18 protein-coding genes are annotated in these 20,403 nt (G+C 74.7%); 8 read left to right on the top strand and 10 right to left on the bottom strand.

Going from position 1 to position 20,403, the window contains the following annotated elements:
• Positions 1–167 precede the first annotated feature (167 nt).
• Positions 168–605 carry an alternative ribosome rescue aminoacyl-tRNA hydrolase ArfB gene (arfB, locus tag UXQ13_RS05320; RefSeq protein ID WP_336391891.1) on the bottom strand — a complete coding sequence of 146 codons (438 nt, stop codon included), beginning with the start codon at positions 603–605 and terminating at the stop codon, positions 168–170.
• 14 nt (positions 606–619) lie between these two features.
• Here arfB and mmuM point away from each other — a divergent pair, with 14 nt between their 5' ends.
• On the top strand, positions 620–1,513 hold the full coding sequence (mmuM, locus tag UXQ13_RS05315) for a homocysteine S-methyltransferase (protein ID WP_225231792.1): 894 nt from the start codon (positions 620–622) through the stop codon (positions 1,511–1,513).
• On the opposite strand, the gene yidD is transcribed toward mmuM, so the two are convergent.
• Together yidD and UXQ13_RS05305 are read right to left on the bottom strand one after the other, a co-directional pair.
• Positions 1,430–1,993, bottom strand: a complete 564-nt coding sequence (gene yidD / locus UXQ13_RS05310) for a membrane protein insertion efficiency factor YidD (RefSeq protein ID WP_225231793.1) — start codon at positions 1,991–1,993, stop codon at positions 1,430–1,432. The two genes, mmuM and yidD, sit on opposite strands and share 84 nt — an antisense overlap.
• Before the next feature lies 1 nt (position 1,994).
• Positions 1,995–2,858, bottom strand: a complete 864-nt coding sequence (locus UXQ13_RS05305; RefSeq protein ID WP_225231794.1) for an SDR family oxidoreductase — start codon at positions 2,856–2,858, stop codon at positions 1,995–1,997.
• A 100-nt stretch (positions 2,859–2,958) separates the two neighbouring features.
• On the opposite strand from UXQ13_RS05305, the gene UXQ13_RS05300 reads away from it, so the two are divergent.
• From UXQ13_RS05300 to UXQ13_RS05290, 3 genes are read left to right on the top strand one after another with little or no spacing between them, the layout of a single operon-like run.
• Positions 2,959–5,472, top strand: a complete 2,514-nt coding sequence (locus UXQ13_RS05300; RefSeq protein ID WP_336391890.1) for a DEAD/DEAH box helicase — start codon at positions 2,959–2,961, stop codon at positions 5,470–5,472.
• Positions 5,469–6,239: a sulfite exporter TauE/SafE family protein gene (locus UXQ13_RS05295; protein ID WP_225231796.1), complete on the top strand. Its 771-nt coding sequence runs from the start codon at positions 5,469–5,471 to the stop codon at positions 6,237–6,239. The genes UXQ13_RS05300 and UXQ13_RS05295 overlap by 4 nt, the downstream gene beginning before the upstream one ends.
• A gap of 16 nt (positions 6,240–6,255) precedes the next feature.
• A complete protein-coding gene (locus UXQ13_RS05290) occupies positions 6,256–7,005 on the top strand; it encodes a sulfite exporter TauE/SafE family protein (RefSeq protein WP_225231797.1) in 750 nt (249 codons plus the stop codon).
• Here the strand turns inward: UXQ13_RS05290 and UXQ13_RS05285 are convergent.
• Positions 6,998–7,867 carry a phosphotransferase gene (locus UXQ13_RS05285; protein ID WP_225231798.1) on the bottom strand — a complete coding sequence of 290 codons (870 nt, stop codon included), beginning with the start codon at positions 7,865–7,867 and terminating at the stop codon, positions 6,998–7,000. The genes UXQ13_RS05290 and UXQ13_RS05285 overlap by 8 nt on opposite strands.
• 807 nt (positions 7,868–8,674) lie before the next feature.
• Here UXQ13_RS05285 and UXQ13_RS05280 point away from each other — a divergent pair.
• Positions 8,675–10,726 carry an HNH endonuclease signature motif containing protein gene (locus UXQ13_RS05280; protein WP_336391889.1) on the top strand — a complete coding sequence of 684 codons (2,052 nt, stop codon included), beginning with the start codon at positions 8,675–8,677 and terminating at the stop codon, positions 10,724–10,726.
• 30 nt (positions 10,727–10,756) lie between these two features.
• On the opposite strand, the gene UXQ13_RS05275 is transcribed toward UXQ13_RS05280, so the two are convergent.
• The 6 genes from UXQ13_RS05275 to UXQ13_RS05250 all read right to left on the bottom strand — a co-directional run bounded on the left by UXQ13_RS05275 (position 10,757) and on the right by UXQ13_RS05250 (position 16,830).
• Positions 10,757–11,878 carry a transposase gene (locus UXQ13_RS05275; protein WP_336391888.1) on the bottom strand — a complete coding sequence of 374 codons (1,122 nt, stop codon included), beginning with the start codon at positions 11,876–11,878 and terminating at the stop codon, positions 10,757–10,759.
• 311 nt (positions 11,879–12,189) lie between these two features.
• Entirely contained in the window at positions 12,190–12,903 is a 714-nt protein-coding gene (locus UXQ13_RS05270) for a class I SAM-dependent methyltransferase (RefSeq protein ID WP_225231799.1), read from the bottom strand.
• Between the two features lie 3 nt (positions 12,904–12,906).
• Complete coding sequence (locus UXQ13_RS05265; RefSeq protein WP_225231800.1) at positions 12,907–13,467, bottom strand: isochorismatase family protein; 561 nt, start codon at positions 13,465–13,467, stop codon at positions 12,907–12,909.
• A gap of 24 nt (positions 13,468–13,491) precedes the next feature.
• Positions 13,492–14,076 (bottom strand): helix-turn-helix domain-containing protein, encoded by a 585-nt coding sequence (locus tag UXQ13_RS05260; RefSeq protein ID WP_225231801.1) that lies wholly within the window; start codon positions 14,074–14,076, stop codon positions 13,492–13,494.
• 28 nt (positions 14,077–14,104) lie between these two features.
• Positions 14,105–15,784 carry an alpha-amylase family protein gene (locus UXQ13_RS05255; RefSeq protein WP_336391887.1) on the bottom strand — a complete coding sequence of 560 codons (1,680 nt, stop codon included), beginning with the start codon at positions 15,782–15,784 and terminating at the stop codon, positions 14,105–14,107.
• Positions 15,781–16,830: a TIGR03885 family FMN-dependent LLM class oxidoreductase gene (locus UXQ13_RS05250; protein ID WP_225231803.1), complete on the bottom strand. Its 1,050-nt coding sequence runs from the start codon at positions 16,828–16,830 to the stop codon at positions 15,781–15,783. The genes UXQ13_RS05255 and UXQ13_RS05250 overlap by 4 nt, the downstream gene beginning before the upstream one ends.
• Before the next feature lie 84 nt (positions 16,831–16,914).
• Here UXQ13_RS05250 and UXQ13_RS05245 point away from each other — a divergent pair, with 84 nt between their 5' ends.
• The 3 genes from UXQ13_RS05245 to hrpB are packed head-to-tail and all read left to right on the top strand — an operon-like array spanning position 16,915 to position 20,395.
• Complete coding sequence (locus UXQ13_RS05245) at positions 16,915–17,391, top strand: aldehyde dehydrogenase family protein (protein WP_336391886.1); 477 nt, start codon at positions 16,915–16,917, stop codon at positions 17,389–17,391.
• Positions 17,388–17,906 carry a hypothetical protein gene (locus tag UXQ13_RS05240; RefSeq protein ID WP_336391885.1) on the top strand — a complete coding sequence of 173 codons (519 nt, stop codon included), beginning with the start codon at positions 17,388–17,390 and terminating at the stop codon, positions 17,904–17,906. Before UXQ13_RS05245 ends, UXQ13_RS05240 begins: the two co-directional genes overlap by 4 nt.
• A gap of 38 nt (positions 17,907–17,944) precedes the next feature.
• Positions 17,945–20,395 (top strand): ATP-dependent helicase HrpB, encoded by a 2,451-nt coding sequence (gene hrpB / locus UXQ13_RS05235; RefSeq protein ID WP_336391884.1) that lies wholly within the window; start codon positions 17,945–17,947, stop codon positions 20,393–20,395.
• Positions 20,396–20,403: the final 8 nt, after the last annotated feature.

The raw sequence follows: 20,403 nt of genomic DNA, 5'->3' as shown, positions 1-20,403 counted from the left end.
ATCCCGCCAGGGCTCGCTCCATCAGCACCACCTGCCCCAGCACCACCTCGCGTGCGCGGCTGCGGTTCCTCGCCGCCCGGTCAACCGCTGTGAACGGCGCTCAGCCTCCTGCGATTCGCGAGCCCGGTGCGGAGGGGCCGACTTGTGTCGACCGACCCCAACCGCGCTCAGTCCAGCGTGCCGCGCTGCTTCTTGAGCTGACCGCGCTGCTTCTTCGCGGTGATCCGCCGCTCCTTGGACCCGCGGGTCGGCTTGGTCTTGCGCCGGGGCGGGGCCGGCGGCGCGAGCGCCTGGCCGACGGCCATCGCCAGCCGGGCGCGGGCGGCCTCCCGGTTGCGCAGCTGCTGCCGGTGCTCCGAGGCCGCGATCGTCAGGACGCCGTCGACCAACCGCGCGCCCAGCCGGTCAGCCAGCCGGGCCTGCTGGTGCTCGGTCAGCCCGGGGATCTCCAGCACCCGCACCGACAGCTCCACCCGGCTGTCGGCGGTGTTCACGCCCTGCCCGCCGGGCCCCGAGGACCGGCTGAACCGCCAGCCCAGCATCGCCGCGGGCACGACCAGCCGCGGGGTGACCGGGAGGTCGCCTGCGGGGTCGTCGGTGGGCACGGGACCATCCTCCCGTGCCCCTCCCCCTCGCCGCTGCGCTGGCCACCGGTCCCGTCGTCCTGGACGGCGGGCTGTCCACCGAGCTGGAGTCCCGGGGGCACGACGTGACCAGCGCGCTGTGGTCGGCCCGGCTGCTCCGCGACGACCCGGGCGCGATCCGCGACGCGCACGCCGCCTTCGAGGCCGCCGGGGCCCAGGTCGCGACCACCTCGAGCTACCAGGCCACCGTGCCCGGGTTCACCGCCGCCGGGTTCGCCGACGCCGAGGGGCTGATCCGCCGGTCGGTGCAGCTGGCCCGGGAGGGCGCGCCCTCCTCGTGGGTGGCCGGGTCGGTCGGTCCGTACGGGGCGTACCTGGCCGACGGGTCGGAGTACACCGGCGCGTACCTGGACGAGGTGTCGACCGCGGAGCTCCGGGAGTTCCACCGGCCCCGGCTGGCCGCGCTGGCCGAGGCCGGGGTCGACGTGCTGGCCTGCGAGACGCTGCCCGGCGCCGGCGAGGTCGAGGCGTTGCTGGCCGAGGTGACCGCGCTCGACGTCCCCGCGTGGTTCTCGCTGTCCTCGGTCACCGGCGCCGACGGCGTGGCCCGCACCCGCCGCGGCGAGCCGCTGTCCGACGTGCTGGGCATGGTCCGCGGGATCGACCAGGTGGTCGCCGTGGGCGTCAACTGCACGGACCCGGCGTCCGTCGTCCCGGCCGTTGTCTGGGCACGGGTGGCCAGCGGCAAGCCGGTCGTGGTCTACCCCAACAGCGGCGAGAGCTGGGACGCCGACGCCCGGGCGTGGACCGGCACGCCCGGGGTCGGCGACGTCACCGCGTGGCTGTCAGCCGGTGCCCGCCTGGTCGGCGGGTGCTGCCGGGTCCGGCCCGCCGACATCGCCCAGGTCGCCGCAGCCGTGCACGGCTGACCCCGGCGGGACCGGGTCGGCGCCGCCGGCGGCTCCCGGCCGGCAGCGGACCAACCGGGCCAGGGTCAGCCGGGTGCCGGTCCGGGCGCCGTGCGTCTCCAGCGCCTCCACCGCGTAGGCCGAGCAGCTGGGGGTGAACCGGCAGACCGGCGGCCGGTGCGCGCTCACCTCCCGCTGGTAGGTCCGGACGGCCGACACCAGGCGCTCCGCCGCCGTCGTCCCGGTCAGCCCGCGGGCCGCCCGCGGTGCCAGCAGCACCGACTCCAGGCCGCAGCCCAGCGACTGCGCCAGGCAGCAACCGGTGTTGAGGAACAGCAGGTCCCGCAGGCAACTGTCGTCGCCCCGGCGCCGGCCGTACCCGGGCCCGTAGCCCGGTCCGTAGCCGCCGTAGCCGGGCCCGCCACCGCCGTAGCCGGGTCCCGGACCCCAGCCCGGCCGCCGGCGCCGCCGGCCGCCACCCCATCCCCAGACGAAGACCATGTCAGAGGATCGGGTTGCCGCCGGTCACGGCGACCCGGGCCCCCGAGACGTAGCTGGCCTCGTCGCTGGCCAGCAGCACGTACACCGGCGCCAGCTCCGCGGGCTGGGCGGCGCGGCCCAGCGGCACCTGCTGGCCGATGGACTTCACCTTCTCCTCGGGCATGGTCGAGGGGATCAGCGGCGTCCAGACCGGGCCCGGCGCGACGCTGTTGGCCCGGATGCCCTTGTCCGCGTAGAGCTGGGCGAGGCTGGCGGTGAAGTTGGCGATGCCGGCCTTGGTCATCGCGTAGACGGCCAGCGTCGGGCTGGGCATGTCGGAGTTGACCGACGAGCTGTTGATGATCGACCCGCCCGGGCCCATGTGCGCCACGGCGTCCTTGGACAGGGTGAACATCGCGCCCAGGTTCAGCGCCACGGTGTGGTCGAACTCCTCGTCGGGGGTCTCCTCGAGGGACTCCCGGGTCATCTGGAACGCGGCGTTGTTGACCAGGACGTCGATCTTCCCGAACTCCTCGATCGCCTTCGGGACGACGGTCTTGGCGTGCGCGCGGTCGGCGAGGTCGCCGCGCACGAGGACGCAGCGGCGGCCGGCCTCCTCGACCAGGCGGGCGGTGTCCCGGGCGTCGTCGTCCTCCTCCAGGTAGGCGACGAGGACGTCGGCGCCCTCCCGGGCGAAGGCGATGGCCACGGCGCGGCCGATGCCGCTGTCGCCGCCGGTGACGACGGCGGCCTTGCCGGTCAGCCGGCCGGACCCGCGGTAGCTGTCCTCGCCGTGGTCGGGGCGCGGCGACATCTCGCCGAGGGTGCCCGGTGGGGTCTGCTGCTGGGTGGGCTGGTCGTCGGGCTCGGGGCGCGGTGCGGACACGAGGCGTCTCCTGTCTCCTGCTGGTGCGGCCTCGTCTCGACCCGTGGCCCGCGTACCCGGGAGGGGCGACCGGCACGCGTGGGGCACCCTGGTGAGCACGATGACCGCCGCCCGCACCCCCCTCTCCCCGCCCGACGGCGCCGACGCCGACACCCTGTTCACCGAGTTCGCCGCCTGGGCGGAGGCTGCGGGGACCCCGCTGTACCCGCACCAGGAGGAGGCGCTGATCGAGCTGGTCAGCGGCGCCAACGTGGTGCTGGCGACCCCGACCGGCTCGGGCAAGTCGCTGGTGGCCACCGGCGCGCAGTACGCCGCGATGGCCCAGGACCGGGTGAGCTTCTACACCGCGCCGATCAAGGCGCTGGTCAGCGAGAAGTTCTTCGCCCTGTGCGGGGTCTTCGGCGCGGAGAACGTCGGCATGCTCACCGGCGACGCCGCGGTCAACGCCGACGCCCCGATCATCGCCTGCACCGCGGAGATCCTGGCCAACATCGCGCTGCGCGAGGGCCCGGAGGCCGACATCGGGCTCGTGGTGATGGACGAGTTCCACTTCTACGGCGATCCGGACCGCGGCTGGGCCTGGCAGGTGCCGATCCTCGAGCTGCCGAACGCCCAGTTCCTGCTGATGTCGGCCACCCTCGGCGACACCACCGCGCTGCGGGAGGACCTCAGCCGGCGCACCGGCCGGACCACCGCGCTGGTGGCCGGCGCCGAGCGCCCGGTGCCGCTGCACTTCTCCTACGCCACCACCCCCGCGCACGAGACGATCCAGGAGCTGCTGGACACCCGGCAGGCACCGGTCTACGTCGTGCACTTCACCCAGGCCGCGGCCCTGGAGCGGGCGCAGGCGCTGATGAGCGTGAACGTGTGCACCAAGGAGGAGAAGGCGAAGATCGCCGACCTGATCGGCGGCTTCCGGTTCTCCAGCGCCTTCGGGACGACGCTCTCGCGGCTGGTGCGGCACGGCATCGGCGTGCACCACGCCGGGATGCTGCCCAAGTACCGCCGGCTGGTCGAGCAGCTGGCCCAGGCCGGGCTGCTCAAGGTCATCTGCGGCACCGACACCCTGGGCGTGGGCATCAACGTGCCGATCCGCACGGTGGTGTTCTCCGCGCTCTCGAAGTACGACGGCACCCGGGTGCGCATGCTGTCGGCGCGGGAGTTCCACCAGATCGCCGGCCGCGCGGGCCGGGCCGGCTACGACACCGCGGGGTACGTCGTCGTCCAGGCGCCCGAGCACGAGGTGGAGAACCTCAAGCAGTTCGCCAAGGTCGCCGACGACCCGAAGAAGCGCCGCAAGCTGGTGCGCAAGAAGGTGCCCGAGGGCATGGTGCCGTGGAGCGAGGCGACCGCCCAGCGGCTGGAGACCGCCGAGCCCGAGCCGCTGACCAGCCACTTCCAGGTCACCACCGGGATGCTGCTCAACGTGCTGGCCCGCTCGGGCGACCCGGTGGCGACGCTGGCGAAGCTGCTGACCGACAACCACGAGCCGCGCAAGCGGCAACTGAAGCTGATCCGGGACGCGATCGGTATCGGCCGCACGCTGCTGGCCGCCGAGGTGGTCGAGCGGGTGGTCGTGGACGGCCGGGTGACCTACCGGCTGACCGGTGACCTGCCGGCCGGGTTCGCGCTCAACCAGCAGCTGTCCACCTTCGCCCTGGCCGTGATCGACCTGCTGGACCCGGAGTCCGACACGTTCGTCATGGACGTGGTCAGCGTCATCGAGGCCACGCTGGACGACCCCCGGCAGATCCTCGGCGCGCAGCTGAACAAGGCCCGCGGCGAGGCGGTGGCCGAGATGAAGGCCGAGGGCATCGAGTACGACGAGCGGATGGAGCTGCTCGAGGAGGTCAGCTACCCCAAGCCGCTGGCCGAGCTGCTGGAGGCCGCGCACGAGACCTTCGTGCGGGGCAACCCGTGGGCGGCCGCCGTCCAGCCCTCGCCCAAGTCCGTCGTCCGGGACATGTGGGAGAGCGCGTACACCTTCCGCGAGCTGGTCAACGCCTACGGGCTGACCCGGTCGGAGGGCGCGGTGCTGCGCTACCTGACCGACGCCTACCGCGCGCTGCGGTCCGGGGTGCCGGCCGAGGCGCGCACCGAGGAGGTCACCGACGTCGTCGAGTGGCTGGGCGAGGTCGTGCGGCAGGTGGACTCGTCGCTGCTGGACGAGTGGGAGGAGCTGACCAACCCCTCGGACGCCGTCGACGTGCCCGCCGTCCCGGCCCGGCCGCGGCCGCTCACCGGCAACGTGCGGGCGTTCACCGCGATGGTGCGCAACGCGGTCTGGCAGCGGGTGCAGTTCTGGGCCCGCCGCCGCTGGTACGACCTCGGCGAGCTGGACGGCGCCGCCGGGTGGGACGCCGAGCGGTGGGGCGAGGTGGTGCAGGCCTACTTCGCCGAGCACGCCGAGGTGCAGACCGGGGCGGACGCGCGGGGACCGGCGCTGTTCGTCGTGGACCGCTCCGTCGAGGGCGTGTGGACGGTCCGGCAGATCATCGACGACCCGGCCGGCAACCACGACTGGGGCATCGACGTGGAGGTGGACCTGGAGGCCTCCGACGAGCAGGGCGCCCCGGTGCTGCGGGTGGTGGACGCCGGCCGCAAGGACTCGTGAGCGGCTGGGAGATGGTCGCGGTCGCCCTCGCCGGGCTGGCCGCGGGGTCGATCAACGCCGTCGTGGGCTCGGGCTCCCTGGTCACGTTCCCGGTGCTGCTGGCCGTCGGGCTGCCGCCGGTCACCGCGACGGTCTCGAACTCGATGGGGTTGGTGCCGGGCAACCTGACCGGGGCGATCGGCTACCGGCGCGAGCTGGCCGGGCAGCGGCGGTTGCTGCTGTCGCTGTTCCCGGCGTCCGTGCTCGGGGCGCTGAGCGGGGCGTTCCTGCTGCTGCACCTGCCGGCCGCCGCGTTCGAGACCGTCGTCCCCGGGCTGGTCGCGCTGGCCGTCGTCCTGGTGGCGGTGCAGCCGTTGCTGGCGCGGCGGCTGCGCGACCGTGGGTCGCCCACGGCGCGGGTGGGGCCGGGCCGGACGGCGGCGCTGTTCGGCTTCGCCTACGTCACCGGCACCTACGGCGGGTACTTCGCAGCCAGCCAGGGCGTGCTGCAGATCGGGCTGTTCGGGCTGCTGCTCCCCCACTCCCTGCAGCAGCTCAACGCGATCAAGAACGTGCTGACCCTGGGGGTGAACTTCGTGGCCGCGGCGACCTACGTCGTCGTCGCCACCGACCGGGTCGACTGGACCGCCGCCGGCCTGGTCGCCGGCGGTTCACTGGTCGGGGGCTACCTCGGCGGGCGGTACGGACGGCGGCTGCCGGCCTGGCTGCTGCGGAGCCTGATCGTGGTGGTCGGCGTGGTGGCGATCGTGGTGCTGCTGACCCGATGAGGCAGGGTGGGCACACGTGGACGTGCTGACCTGGGTGCTGCTGCTGGTCGCCGGGGTGGGCGGTGGGCTGACCGGCTCGATCGCCGGGCTGGCGTCGCTGGTCAGCTACCCGGCCCTGCTGGCCGCCGGGCTGCCGCCGGTCACCGCGAACGTCACCAACACCGTCGCGCTGGTGTTCAACGGCGTCGGGTCGGTGAGCGCCTCGCGCCCGGAGCTGGTCGGGCAGGGCCGCCGGCTGGTCCGGCTGTCGGTGGCCGCGCTGCTGGGCGGCATCACCGGGACCGTGCTGCTGCTGATCACCCCGGCCGGCGGGTTCGAGCGGATCGTGCCGTTCCTCATCGCCGGGGCGTCGGTGGCGATCCTGGTGCAGCGCCCGCCGCGCGAGCTGGCCGCCGAGGGTCGCCGGAACGCCCTGGGGCTGGTCGCCGGTGTCTACGTGATCGCCATCTACGGCGGCTACTTCGGGGCGGCGGCCGGGGTGCTCATGCTGGCCATGTTCCTGCTGACCACCGGCACGACCGTGGCCCGGGGCAACGCCGCCAAGAACGTGCTGCTGCTGGTCGCCAACGCCGTCGCCGCCCTCGGGTACGCGATCTTCGCCGACGTCGACTGGGTGGCGATGGTGCCGTTGGCGATCGGCTTCTTCGTCGGCGGGCGGCTGGGTCCCCGGGTGGTGCGTCGGGTAGACGGCACGTGGTTGCGGCGGGTCATCGCCGTCCTCGGGCTGGGGTTGGCGGTCAAGCTCGGGTTCGACGCGTTCAGCTGAGGACGGCGGCCAGCGCCCGCAGCGACTGGGCGACGATGCCGGGGTTCGTGTCGCGGTAGTAGGGCAGCGCGATGACCGCCTGGCTGATCACCCACCCGCGGGCCCGGGCGGCCGCTGCGTCGTCGGCGTCGCCGAGGAACCGCCGCCGCTGCGGTCCGTCGAACAGGTGCCAGCCGGCGACCAGGTCGGCCGCGGGGTCACCGGTGGTCAGGCAACCCCAGTCGATGACGGCCGAGAGGCGATCCTCGTCGGCCAGGACGTTGCCGGGCAGCAGGTCGCCGTGCAGCCACACGTCGTCGGTCCACCGGGGCGCCTGCACGGCCTCGGCCCACAGCGCCAGCGTGCGGGGTGCGTCGACCAGGTCCCCGACCCTCCTGATCGCCGGCTGCACCTCGTCGTCCAGCTCGGCCAGCGGCCCGCCCCGGCTGTGCGGCCGCCGCGGCGGCGCGACATCGGTGGGGACGGCGTGCAGCGCGTCCCGGAACCCGGCGAGGGCATCGGCGGCGGCGTCGTCCAGCCGACCGTCGACCGACCTGCCGGGCAGCCAGTCCCAGACCGACCAGGTGAACGGGTAGCCGTGGTCCGGTCGGCCGGTGGCCCGGTGGGTGGGCACGGCCAGCGGGAGGTGCGGCGCGAGCACCGGGAGCCAGCGCCGCTCCAGCTCGGCCTGGTCGGTGGCCCAGGCGACCACCGGCAGCCGGACGACGAGGTCGTCGCCGAGGCGGTGCACGTCGTGGTCGGTGCCGGCGTGGCGGATGCGGGTGAGCGGTCGGTCGGCCCAGTGCGGGAACTGCTCGTCGACCAGGCGGCGGACGAGCTGCGGCGGAGTGGCGACCTGGTCCGGGTGCATGGGGTGGGTCATCGAGGCGATCCTGGCGCGGCGGCGGTCGGTGCACGAGCGGATTTGGTGGAGCGGGCGCCCGGTCGTGGGGATGTCCGCATCTCCCGAGGTGCCTGGCGGATCCGCAGGTGCCGCTCGGTGCGGGCTGGGTCGGTGGGGTGAACAGAGCTGCCCCTCGGGGACAGCCGGAGCACGCTGCCCGCCCGGCTCCAGCCCCGACCGACCGGGTCACGGCCCTGCCGCGCGCTGGCCACCCAGTCCGGGGACCTGGTCGCGATCCCGCTCGCCCGACAGCCGCCGCGTGCGGCACACACCCGGGCATCACCCTGCCGGCACGGAGGCCGCCCCGTCCGGCACCCACCCGCTCATGACGCTGCCCGCGCGCCAGCCGTCCCGTGCGGCACAGACCCGCACATGACACTGGCCGCGCGCCAGCCGCCTCTTCGGGCACAGACCCGGTCACGACACTGCCCGCTCGCCAGCCGCCCCTTCTCGCACGGACCCGGTCACGACCCTGCACGCTCGCCAGCCGCCCCTTCTCGCACGGACCCGGTCACGACCCTGCACGCTCGCCAGCGGCCTCTTCTTACGCAGACCCGGTCACGACCTCGCCCCTCATCCACGCGGCGGCCGCCGGCCGGGTCGATCAGCCGCCCACCCGACATCTCGCCCATCGAGGACGGACCACCTCGTGACGTTCCCAGTTGCCACCGACACTTCGCACTCTGCCTGTGGACGGGCGTCTGATCAGGCCTTTCGTGTTGTCGGCGTGCGCCAGGTCCGCTAGACTTCGAACACATATTCGAACGGCAAGGGGAGGTGACAGCGGTGCAGCAGCAGGTGGTCGGGACGCGGATGGGGTTGTCGGTGGGCATCGCCCAGGTCGAGGTCTTCGCCTCCGCCGCCGCCCGTGCAGCGGTGCTGGAGGCCGAGCAGGCGACCCGCGTCGCCGCCGGCCTCGCGCCCGCAGGTGCCACCCTGCGACCGACCCGGCTGTCCGAGCTGCTGGTCACCCCCGACACCGGCCGGGCCAGGGTGCACGCGGTGCTGCGCGACGTCGCCGACGCCCAGGCGCAGCTGCACGCCCTGCAGGCCGCCGCGATCGCCCGCCTGGCCGAGCTGCAACCGGCGCAGGAACCGCTGCCCGGCGCCCGCCGCGATGACCCCGCCGCCCCGGAGAGGCCCGATGACTGGGTCGCCGACGAGGTCGCCGTGGTGCTGGGCATCAGCGTCGGGTCCGCCTCTTCGCTGGTCGCCAAGCAACGGTCCCTGGTCGAGCAGCTCCCCCAGGTGTGGGCCGCCGCGGCGGACGGGGTGATCGACGTCCGCCGTTGCCAGGTGATCGTGGACGCCCTGGCGGACCGCAAGCAGTCCGCCGGCGGCGGCCTGGCCGACGACCTGGTGGACACCATCGCCGCCCAAGGCCTCGGCTGGATCGCCGAAGGCATCGGCCCCACCCCGCTGGCCGACCGGATCGGCGGCGCGGTGATCGCCGCGGACCCGGCCGAGGCGGCAAGGCGGGCCGAGCGCCGCAAGCGCAGGCAGAACGTCACCACCATCGGGCAGGGCGACGGCCTGGCCTCCCTGCGGACCGACCTGGCCGACGCCGCCGACGTCGCCCAGGAGATCGAGGTCATCGACGCCCTGGCCGCCACCATGCGCAAGGGCGGGGACAACCGCCCCCTCGGCCAACTGCGGGTCGCCGCCCACCACCAGCTGCTGACCCGCCCCTGGGAGCCCCTGCCCGCCGAGGTCACCGCCGCCCGCTGGCACCTGACCCTACGAGCCGACCTGGCCGACCTCGACGACCTCGGCCCGCTGACCAACCCGCCCGCAGACCAACCCCCGCCCGACGCCGACGGCGTGGACGAGGCGACTGACGCCGACGACGTGGACGACGGCGTGGACGACGGCGTGGACGAGGCGACTGACGCCGTCGGCGTGGAGGGCGCGACCGACGCCGTCGGCGTGGACGGCGTGGACGGAGAGATCGACGCCGTCGGCGTGAACGGCGCGGCCGGCGTTGCTGACACGCCCGTCGCGACCCTGGACGGAGCAGCTGCCGGCTCTGGTGTGGGTGCGATCGGTGGGCTGCCCGTGTCCCCCGTCGCGGTGGCCGAGCTGCTGGCCCGCTACGACGCGCTCCTGGCCTCCGGTGCCCGTGGTCGGGTCCAGGGCGGGGACGTGTGGTTCGAGATCCTCGACACCACCGGCCGACTCCGCGCGCTCACCTCACCGGCCGAAGCCCGCGCCGCCCTCCGCCGCGGCACCGGTCTCGGACCACCACCCCGGATCGCCGACTACGAACCGAACGCAGCACAGACCCGGTTCGTGAAAGCGCGGGACCAGCACTGCCGATTCCCCGGCTGCAGCAGACCAGCCGAGTACGTCGACCTCGACCACGCCATCCCCTACGACCACCACGACCCCACCGCCGGCGGCCCGACATGCGTCACGAACCTGGTGTGCCTGTGCCGCAGGCACCACCGGTTGAAGACCCATGCGCCGGGCTGGGTGTTCGCCATGGACCCCGACGGCACCCTGCACGTGACACCGCCCGGTGGCCGCACCCGCACCACCAGACCCTCCGGCATCGCCGAGGTCGACATGTCGACACCCACCCACCTCGACACCCTCACCGACCTCCTGGGACCCACCCCCAAGCGGTTCCGCTCACCCACCCCCGAACAACGAGCCGCCCGCCGGGCCGCCGCAGCCGACCGTGCCCGACTCGCCGCCGAGATCGAAGCCGAGCTCGACGCCGCCCTCGCTCGTCGAGCAGGGGAGGCCGAGGTCGGCATCCAGACAGCGGCAGACACCGCCGGCCCAGCCAGAGACGACGGGCGCCCAGCGGACAGCGCGGACCCGCCGCCGTTCTGATCGACCGCCCGGGCTGACGGGTCGGTAGCGTCAAGCAGCGTTGAACTTCAGGGTGTGGATCTTGAAGTCGATGGTGTTGGTCGGGCGTAGAGCTTGGGTCAGTGTGGTCCAGGCGGGGTGGTCGGTCATCCGGGCCAGTTGGATGGTGACCAGGTCGCGTAGGCCCTCGACTGACCAGCGGGTGCCGCCGATGTCGGTGCGGGCGTTGAGTTCGCGCATGACGCGCTCGATGACTCCGGAGCCCAGTTCGGGTCCGCCCAGGGGTGCCAGTCGTTGTCGGAGTTCGGGGCGCAGGCAGGTGAAGACCTGGTCGCGGGCGCCGGTGAGCAGCTGTGCGGCGGCGTGGTGGTCGGCGTCGGTGATGGTGTCGACGAAGGCGTCGTAGAGGTCCAAGGCCTGGGCGTGGGTGAGTCGTTCGCGGGCCACGCGGTGCAGGAGGTCGACCAGTCCGGCGCGCTGGGCGTTGGCCCAGGGGTGCGGTGCCTTGTCGGCGTAGAGGGCCCAGCGCAGCGCACGGGGCAGGTGCCACCAGCAGCGCTGGATCGGGGCGTCGGGCCACACGTCCTGGGCCAGTCGGGTGATCGCCAGCTCCCCGTCCACGACGACCATCGCCGGTGGGTCCACCGCACGCAGCTGGGTGGCCATGGCCGACCACGGCTGGCCCAGGGTCAGCCCGAGCAGGTTGACCGTGGCGCGGCGGCGGCGGCGTGGGCCGGTGCGGGCGGTGAGCCCGATGGCGATGTTGGTGTCCACGCCCAGCCTGCGGCGACCGGCGCGCATGCCGGTGCCATCCAGGATCACCACCTCGGCCCGCCCGGGGGCACCAGGTAGGTCTGCGCACCCCACCCCATCAAGCATCGGGGCCAGGTCGGCCACAGCCGAGTGCGCTCGCCCGGCCGTCCCGGGTGCCCCGAACTGCGCGGCCACAGCCCCGGCGCGGGCGAAGGACATCTGGGTGGCCAACTCGGCCAGCTCGACCATCAACCGATCAGTGCGTCGCCGGCCCGACAGGTCCAACAACAACAGCAGCGGGGCGAACACCCGCCCGCACGACCGGCACCCCACGTTGGCCAACTGGATGCGCACGATCCCGGTGGCGGTGTCCAGCCGGCGCGGACGGGTGCGCTTGCCCTTGCGGGCGAAGTCGCTCATCACCCCGCACCCCGGGCACCCGAACGGCGCCGGCAGGTCCCACACCGGCAGCCATCTGGGACCACACACCCGGTCGATCAGCCTGTCCTGCAGCTCCTCCACAGCCGCCGCTACCGCGGCGGCGGGCACCTCATCGCGCATCGCCACCGCCCACGCCTCCAGCTGCGACCAGGTCAACGAACCACCCAGCTCAGGCAGCTCAACGGTCAGGGCAAGGGTAGTGACAACCACCAGGAACTCCTCGGATCAGGCGACCCCCACCTCAAGCCCAAGATCCGAGAACTTCAACGATGCTCTGCGCTACCGACGGGTCAGTGGTCGACAGGGACGGGGCGGCGGAAGACGTAGCGGGCGAAGATGCGGTCGTCGGAGTACTCGGCCTCCTCCAGGACCAGGCCGGCGTGCTCGGCCAGGGCCTCGAGGACCCAGGTGTAGGTCGAGTGCTCGTCGCGCACGTGCTCCTCGTAGTCGGCGCGGCTCCAGGCGTCCGCCGAGTCCGGACCGCCGGTCGCGCACCACGCCTCCAGGCGCGCCTCGGCCTCGGCCGGTTCGAAGCCGTAGACCACGTCCCACACCCGCAGCACGCCTCCCGGGCGCAGCAGGGCGCACATCCGCGCCAGCGCCACGCCCTTCCAGAAGTCGGGCAGGTGGTGCAGCGCATAGCGCGTGTAGACCACGTCGGCGGGGCGCCCGGCGTGCTCGTAGTCCAGGAACCCGGCCTCGACGACCTCGACGCCGTCGACCGCCTCGCGGGCCAGCGTCTCCCGCAGCGACGCGAGCATCGGCGGCGAGACGTCGACCGCGACCACGTCCGCGCCGGCCCGGGCGGCGGCGATCGCGAACTGGCCGGTCCCCGTGCCGATCTCCACCACCCGGCAGCCCGGACCCAGCCCGTGCCGCCGCAGCAGCTGCACCTCGGCCCCCGCCCCGGCGTCCTCGATCCGGTCGTACCGGGCCACGTGCACCGGGTCCAGGTTCTCCCGGCCCGCGCCGGCCACCTGGTCCCACCGCCACCCGGCGTCCACCGCTCAGCCCAGCGCGGCGACGGCGGCCGCGGTCGTGGTGACCCGCGCGATCAGCGGGAAGACCCGGGCCACGGCGAACTCGTGCATGACGGCGTCCACGCTGCTGGTCGCGTCCTCGACGACGACCACCGCGTAGCCACGCTCGAACGCCGACCGCGCGGTGGACTCCACCCCCATGTTGGTGGCCAGCCCGGCGAGCACCACGGTGTCCACCGACCGCTCCCGCAGCTGCGCGTCCAGATCGGTCTCGTGGAACGCGTCCCAACCGTGCTTCACGACCACGACGTCACCGAGGGGTCGCAGCTCCTCCACCACGTCGCCCAGCGCCGGACGGCTGCGGCGCCGCTGCACGTCGGCGTCGGTCGGCGGGGCCGCCCCGTCCCGCGCCTCGACCTGCACCAGCACCACCGGTGCACCGGCCGCCCGGAACGCCTCGGCCAGCTGCAGCGCGTTCTCCAGCACCGTGTCCGCCGGGTGCGGCCCGACGTCCCGGCTCACCACCCCGCGCTGCAGGTCCACCAGGACGAGTGCGGTGCTGGCGCGGTCCAGCGACGAGACGGGCACGCCACCGAGCCTGCCACGGACCGGTCAGCCGGACCCCTTCGGGCGAGCCCGCAGGTGCATCCGCTCGCCCTGCTTGCTGAACAGCGTCAGCAGCTCCACCGGCTGGTCGTCGGCGCTGCCGAACCAGTGCGGCGTCCGGGTGTCGAACTCCGCCGCCTCCCCCCGGCCGAGCACCAGGTCGTGCTCGGCCAGCACCAGCCGCAACCGGCCCGACAGCACGTACAACCAGTCGTAGCCCTCGTGCGTCTTCTGGTCCGGCTCCCCGCGCACCGACCCGGCCGGGATCAGCAGCTTGTAGGCCTGCAGCCCGCCCGGCTGGGTCGACAGCGGCCACATCGTCATGCCGTGCATCTGCACCGGCGCCGCCCGCACCCGCGGGTCCCCCACCGGCGGCGCCCCCACCAGCTCGTCCAGCGGCACCCCGTGCGCCCGGGCGATCGGCAGCAGCAGCTCCAGGGTCGGCTTGCGACCCCCGGACTCCAGCCGCGACAGCGTGCTCACCGAGATGCCGGTGGTCACCGACAGCGCCGTCAGCGTCAGGTCCCGGCGCTGCCGCAGCGCCCGCAGCCGCGGCCCGACCCCGGCGAGCACCGAGGAGTCGGTCGACATGTCGACATCTCGACTCACAGCGGTCCCGTCACAGCAGTCGCCGCGTCCCCGGGGCCACCACCCGCAACCACCGGTACCCGTACCCCTCCAGCGCCAGCTCGGCCCGGCCCTGCGCGTCCACGGCCGTGGTGCCCTCGACCAGCAGGTCGGCCAGCAGGTGCTCGGCCCCGCACCCGTCCAGGTCCACCGGCACCACCACCGGCTCCGGGCCCAGGTTGTGCAGCGCGACGAGCGCGCCGTCGTCCCACGAGCACAGGTGCGCCAGGACGGCGGCGTGCGGCTGCTCCAGCACCTCGAACGAGCCCCAGCCCAGCTCCGGGCACTCCTTGCGCCGCGAGATGAGCAGCCGGAAGAACGACAGCAGGGAGTCCGGGTCCTTGCGCTGGTCGGCCACGTTCACGAACTCCGGCGCATAGCCCCCGGTGACCACCGGCCCGGGCAGCTTCGACGCGCGAGCCCGCGAGAACCCGCCGTTGGTCCCCGACGTCCACTGCATCGGCGTCCGGACGGCGAGCCGGCTGCCCACCGACAGCTGCTCCCCCATCCCGATCTCCTCGCCGTAGAACAGCGTCGGGGTGCCGGGCAGGGAGAACAGCAGGCTGTAGACCATCCGCACCCGCCGCGGGTCGCCGCCCAGCATCGGGGGCAGCCGCCGGATCAGGCCGCGGTCGTAGATCTGCATCTCCGGCTCGGGGCCGAACGCGGCGAAGACCTCCTGCCGCTCGGGCTCGGTCAGCTTGTCCAGGGTCAGCTCGTCGTGGTTGCGCACGAACGTCGCCCACTGCGAGTCCGGGGCGGTGGCCGGCCGGCCCTGCAGCGCGGTGGCCAGCGGACCGGCGTCGCCGCGGGCCAGCGACAGGTAGGTCGCCTGCATGCCGATGAAGTCGAACTGCATCGTCAGCTCGTCGCCGTCGGCCCCGCCGTAGAACTCCAGCTGCTGCTCGAAGGGCAGGTTGACCTCGCCCAGCAGGATCCCGCCGTTGGTCCGCCGGTCCAGGAAGGCCCGGATGTCGCGCAGGTAGCCGTGCGGGTCGGGCAGCCGCGCGGCCTCGCCGTCCCCGTTGCCGGAGGTGTCCAGCAGGAACGGGACGGCATCCATCCGGAAGCCGTCGATGCCGAGCTGGGTCCAGAACCCGACGATCTTGGCGATCTCGTCGCGGACCAGCGGGTTCGTGACGTTGAGGTCGGGCTGGGTCTTGTAGAACTGGTGCAGGTAGTACTCACCGGTCTTCTCGTCGAGCTCCCAGATCGAGTCCTCCTGGTCGGGGAACACGACCTGGTCGCTGGTGTCCGGCGGGGTGTCCGAGCGCCACACGTACCAGTCGCGGTACGGATTGTCCGTGGACTTCCGGGACTCCTTGAACCACGGGTGCTGGTCGGAGGTGTGGTTGACCACCAGGTCGACGATCACCCGCAGCCCGCGGTCGTGCGCGGTGCGGATCAGCTCGACCACGTCGCCGTGCGTGCCCAGCCGTGGGTCGACGCCGTAGAAGTCGGTGATGTCGTAGCCGTCGTCCCGCTCGGCGGTCGGGTAGAAGGGCATCAGCCACAGGCAGGTGACGCCCAGGTCGACCAGGTGGTCCAGCCGCTGCACCAGGCCGGGGAAGTCACCGGTGCCGTCGTCGTCCCAGTCCATGTAGGTCTCGACGTCCAGGCAGTACAGGACGGCGTTCTTCCACCACAGGTCCGCGGTGTCGCTGACCCTCACGCGAGCACCGCCGGCTGGGGCTCCTGCTCGGGACGGCGCACGCCCTCGGGGCCCGGTGGGTCGATGGCCACCGCCGGCCCGGGCCGGGTGACGTCGAGCTGGGGCAGCACCTTCTCCCCGAACGCGTCCAGGAACGCGGTCTGGGTCTGCCCGACGTGGTGCAGCACGACCTGGTCGAAGCCCAGCTCGGCGTACTCGGCGATCCGGGCTGTGTGCTCGCCCAGGTCGGCCGAGACCTGCACCGCCTGCTTCACCTGGTCGCGGCTGACCAGCTCGCCGACCTGGTCGAAGCTCTTCGCGCCCTCCAGCTCCCAGCAGGTGGGCGGCGGCAGCAGGTTCGACCGCCACTGGTCGTAGGCGATCTCCAGCGCCTCATCCTCGTCCGGCGCCCAGGACAGGTGCACCTGCACGGTGGCCGGGCCCTGCCCGCCGGCGTCCCGGTAGGCACCGAGCACCTCGCGCAGCCGGTCGTGCGGCTGGTTGATCGTGATCAGCCCGTCGGCCCAGTCCGCGCCGCGGCGGGCGGTCGCCGCGGTGACCGCCGGGCAGACCAGCGCCGGCTGCTGCTCGGGCAGCGACCAGACCCGGGCCCGGTCGACGGTGACCAGGCCGTCGTGGGTGACCTCCTCGCCGGCCAGCAGCGCCCGGATGACGTCCACGCACTCCCGCAGCCGGGCGTCGCGCAGCTCCTTGCGCGGCCACTGCTGCCCGGTGATGTGCTCGTTCATCAGCTCCCCGGAGCCCAGGGCCACCCAGAACCGGCCCGGGTTCATCTGGGCCAGCGTCGCGACCGCCTGGGCGATGATCACCGGGTGGTACCGCTGGCCGGGGGCGTTCACCGCCCCGAACGGCAGCGACGTCGTCGCCAGCGCCGCGCCCAGCCAGGACCAGGCGAACCCGGACTGGCCTTGCCGCACCGACCACGGCTCGAGGTGGTCCGAGCACATGGCGGCGGTGAACCCGACCTGCTCGGCGTGCTGGACGGCGGTGAGCAGCTCCGCGGGCGGGATCTGCTCGTGCGAGGCGTGGAAGCCGATCACGGTCATGGCGCCTGTCTATCGGCTGGTCCGGTTCCGGGCATCCTGGGTTGCGCGCGACAACGACCCGGTGACCGGGCAGGATCCCGGCCCGTGACCTCGTTCCCGCTGGTCCGCGGCTGGCAGGTCGTCCCCCGCCCGGACCGGACGTCGCTGGACGTGCTGGACGCCACCGGCCGCCCGCGCGCCCGGGTGGTGGGTCTGCACCCGCGTCGGACGACCCCGGCCGGCCGTCAGGTGCTGCAGGTCCTGCTGCCCGACGGCTCCGCCACGACGCTGACCAACGGCACGCGCTGGTGCGGTGGCCGCCGGGCGCGCACCCGCGGCCTGCTGCCGCTGGCCGGGCACGCCTACGTCCTCCAGCACCGCACCGGACGGCGGGCCCGGGTGCTGCGCGACGCTGCCTGGATCGCCACCGCCCGCCGCGACGTCCCCGGCCCGACGATCGAGGTGCGCACGGTGCTGACCCCGGACGACGAGCTGGCCTGCGCCCTGCTCGCGCACGTGCTGCGGCCGGGCCGGGACAGCGTGCTCGGGAACCTCGCCGAGCTGCTCAACGGCTTCCCGTGACCGCGCCGTTCGCCCTCGCCGGCTGGCGGCTGGCGCCGCCGCTGGGCCCGCCCGCGGTGGACGTCCTCGACCCGGCCGGCCGGTGCCGGGCGCGCGTCGTCGGCATCAGCACCCAGGCCGAGCTGCGCGGTCGGCAGGTGCTGCCCGTCCTGCTGCCCGACGGCCGGGAGACCACGCTGACCAACGGCACCAGCGCCTGGGGACCGCGCCGGCGGCGGACCCGCGGGCTGCTCCCGCTGGGCCCGGTGACCTACGTGCTCGAGCACCGGTCGGGACGCCGGGCCCGGCTGCTGCGGGCGGGCACCTGCGTGGCCGAGCTGCTGCGGGAGCCGGAGTCCGCGGCCGACCGGCTGCTGCGGGACGTCCCCGGCCGGACCATCACCCCGCTGGTGGAGCTGCGGGCGCCGCTGACCGCCGACGACCAGCTCGCGCTGGCCGTGACCGGCCTGGTGCTGCGGCCCGGCCGGTGGAGCCACGTCTTCCGGGTGGTCGACGTGCTCTGGCGGACCGGCTGAGCCCGGGCCGCCCGGCTGCGACCCGCCAGACTGGGGCCGTGCTGCCACCTCCCGGGACACCCGGCACCGACCTGCCGGTGCGCGCCGTCCTCGGCGAGCTGACCGCGGCCCTGGCCGCGCACGGCACCGCGGTGCTGGTCGCCCCGCCCGGCACCGGCAAGACCTCGCTGGTCCCGCTGGCCCTCGCCGGGGAGGGCACCGTGCTGGTCGCCGAGCCACGCCGGGTGGCCGCCCGTGCCGCGGCCCGCCGGATGGCGTCGCTGCTCGGCGAGCGGGTGGGCGACCGGGTCGGGTTCAGCGTCCGCGGGGAGTCCAGGCGCTCGGCGGCCACCCGGGTCGAGGTGGTCACCACCGGCCTGCTGCTGCGCCGGCTGCAGGCCGACCCCGACCTGCCCGGGGTGGACACCGTGGTGCTGGACGAGGTGCACGAGCGGCAGACCGACACCGACCTGGCGCTGGCCTTCGCCCTCGACGTCCGGGCCACGCTGCGGCCCGAGCTGCGGCTGCTGGCCATGTCGGCGACCGCGCAGGCGGAACGGCTGAGCGCGCTGCTCGGGGACGCACCGGTCGTCGAGGCGACGGGCGCGCTGTTCGACGTCGAGACCGTGTGGTGCCCGCCGCGGCCGCCGGTGCAGCCGCCGCTGGGCACCCGGGTCGACCCACGGCTGCTGGACGCCGTCGCCGACACCGTCCGCCGGGCGCTGACCGAGACCGGGCACGACGTGCTGGTGTTCCTGCCCGGGGCCGCCGAGATCGGCGGGGTGCAGCGCCGGCTCGGCGGGCTGGACGTCGACGTCCGGCCGCTGCACGGCCGACTGCCCGCGGCCGACCAGGACGCCGCGCTGACCCCGGGCCCGCGCCGGCGGGTGGTGCTGGCCACCGACGTCGCCGAGTCCAGCCTGACCGTCCCCGGCGTCCGGGTGGTGGTGGACGCCGGGCTGGCCCGCACCCCGCGGGTGGACCTGTCCCGCGGTCTGGGCGCCCTGGTGACCGTGCCGGCGTCGCAGGCCGCGGCCACCCAGCGGGCCGGCCGGGCCGGGCGGGAGGGGCCGGGCCGGGTCTACCGGCTGTGGTCGGAGGCCGAGCACGCCCGCCGCCCGGCCGCACCCGAGCCGGAGATGGCCACCGCCGACCTCACCCAGGTCGCGCTGGAGCTGGCGACCTGGGGCGCCCCCGGCGGGGTCGGCCTGGCGCTGCTGGACCCGCCCCCGGACGCCGCGATGGCGGTCGCCGGGCAGACCCTGCGCACCCTGGGCGCGGTCGACGACGCGGGCCGGGTGACCGACCGGGGCCGGCGGCTGTCCGCGGTCGGCGCGCACCCCCGGCTGGCCCGCGCGCTGGTCGACGGCGCCCCGCTGGCCGGCCGGCGCCGGGCCGCCGAGGTGGTCGCGCTGCTCTCGGCCGACAGCAGCCCGCGCTCCGACGACCTGGTCGCCGCGCTCCGCGAGGCCCGCGGTGGGCACGGGCCGTGGCGGGACGAGGTCTCCCGGCTGGAGCGCGCCGTCCCCGACGTCCGGCGGACCGACCTGACCGACGACCAGGCCGCCGGCCTGGTCACCGCGCTGGCGCACCCGGAGTGGCTGGCCCGCCGCCGGCCGCGCACCGAGCGCACCTACCTGCTGGCCGCCGGCACCGGCGCGGAGCTGCCGCAGGGCACCGCGCTGTCCGGCGCCGAGTGGATCGCGGTCGCCGCCGCCGACCGGGCGCCGGGACGGCGCGACGCCCGGGTGCGGCTGGCCGTCGCGGTCGACCAGGCCACCGCGCTGGAGGTCGGTGCGCACACCGACGGCCCGGAGGTCACCTGGCGGGACGGCGACGTGCGGGCCGCCCGTGTCGAGCGGCTGGGCGCGATCGTGCTGACCGAGCGCCCGCTGCCCGACCCGGACCCCGAGCTGGTCGCCGCCGCGGTGGCCGAGGGCCTGCGCACCGAGGGCCTGGCGCTGCTGCGCTGGACGCCGGCCGCGACGAACCTGCGGGAGCGCCTGGCCGCCGCGCACGCCGGGCTGGGCGACCCGTGGCCCGCCGTCGACGACGACGCGCTGCGCACCGCGCTGGGCGCCACGCCGCAGGTCCGGGCCGCCCGCAGCCGCGCCGACCTCCGCCGGCTGGACGTGGTGGCCGCGCTGCGGGCCCTGGTGCCGTGGCAGGTCGCCGGGACGCTGGAGGACGTCGTCCCCGAGAAGATCACCGTGCCCGGCGGCACCGGGCACCGGGTGGACTACGCCAACCCGGAGAGCCCGACGGCGTCCATGCGGGTGCAGGAGGCGTTCGGCTGGTCCGAGACGCCCACGGTCGCCGGCCGTCCGCTGCGGCTGGAGCTGCTGTCGCCGGCCCGCCGGGTGGTGGCCACGACCGGGGACCTGGCCGGGTTCTGGACCACCGGCTACCCCACCGTGCGCAGCGAGCTCAAGGGCCGCTACCCCAAGCACCCGTGGCCCGAGGACCCCGCCCGGGCGGTGCCGACCCGACGGGCCAAGCCCCGCCCCTGAGTGACAGC

This window comes from Klenkia terrae, from assembly GCF_037083865.1.
GTDB classification, from domain to species: domain Bacteria; phylum Actinomycetota; class Actinomycetes; order Mycobacteriales; family Geodermatophilaceae; genus Klenkia; species Klenkia terrae.
Note: the sequence above shows the minus strand (reverse complement) of the source record. Positions and strands in the feature narration are given on the sequence as shown.

What these genes read in the sequence shown, in the direction of transcription:
- yidD (WP_225231793.1), bottom strand. Translation starts at nt 1,993, where the DNA reads ATGGTCTTCGTCTGGGGATGGGGTGGCGGCCGGCGGCGCCGGCGGCCG.
- UXQ13_RS05300 (WP_336391890.1), top strand. Translation starts at nt 2,959, where the DNA reads ATGACCGCCGCCCGCACCCCCCTCTCCCCGCCCGACGGCGCCGACGCC.
- UXQ13_RS05285 (WP_225231798.1), bottom strand. Translation starts at nt 7,867, where the DNA reads ATGACCCACCCCATGCACCCGGACCAGGTCGCCACTCCGCCGCAGCTC.
- UXQ13_RS05275 (WP_336391888.1), bottom strand. Translation starts at nt 11,878, where the DNA reads ATGAGCGACTTCGCCCGCAAGGGCAAGCGCACCCGTCCGCGCCGGCTG.
- UXQ13_RS05260 (WP_225231801.1), bottom strand. Translation starts at nt 14,076, where the DNA reads ATGTCGACCGACTCCTCGGTGCTCGCCGGGGTCGGGCCGCGGCTGCGG.
- UXQ13_RS05250 (WP_225231803.1), bottom strand. Translation starts at nt 16,830, where the DNA reads ATGACCGTGATCGGCTTCCACGCCTCGCACGAGCAGATCCCGCCCGCG.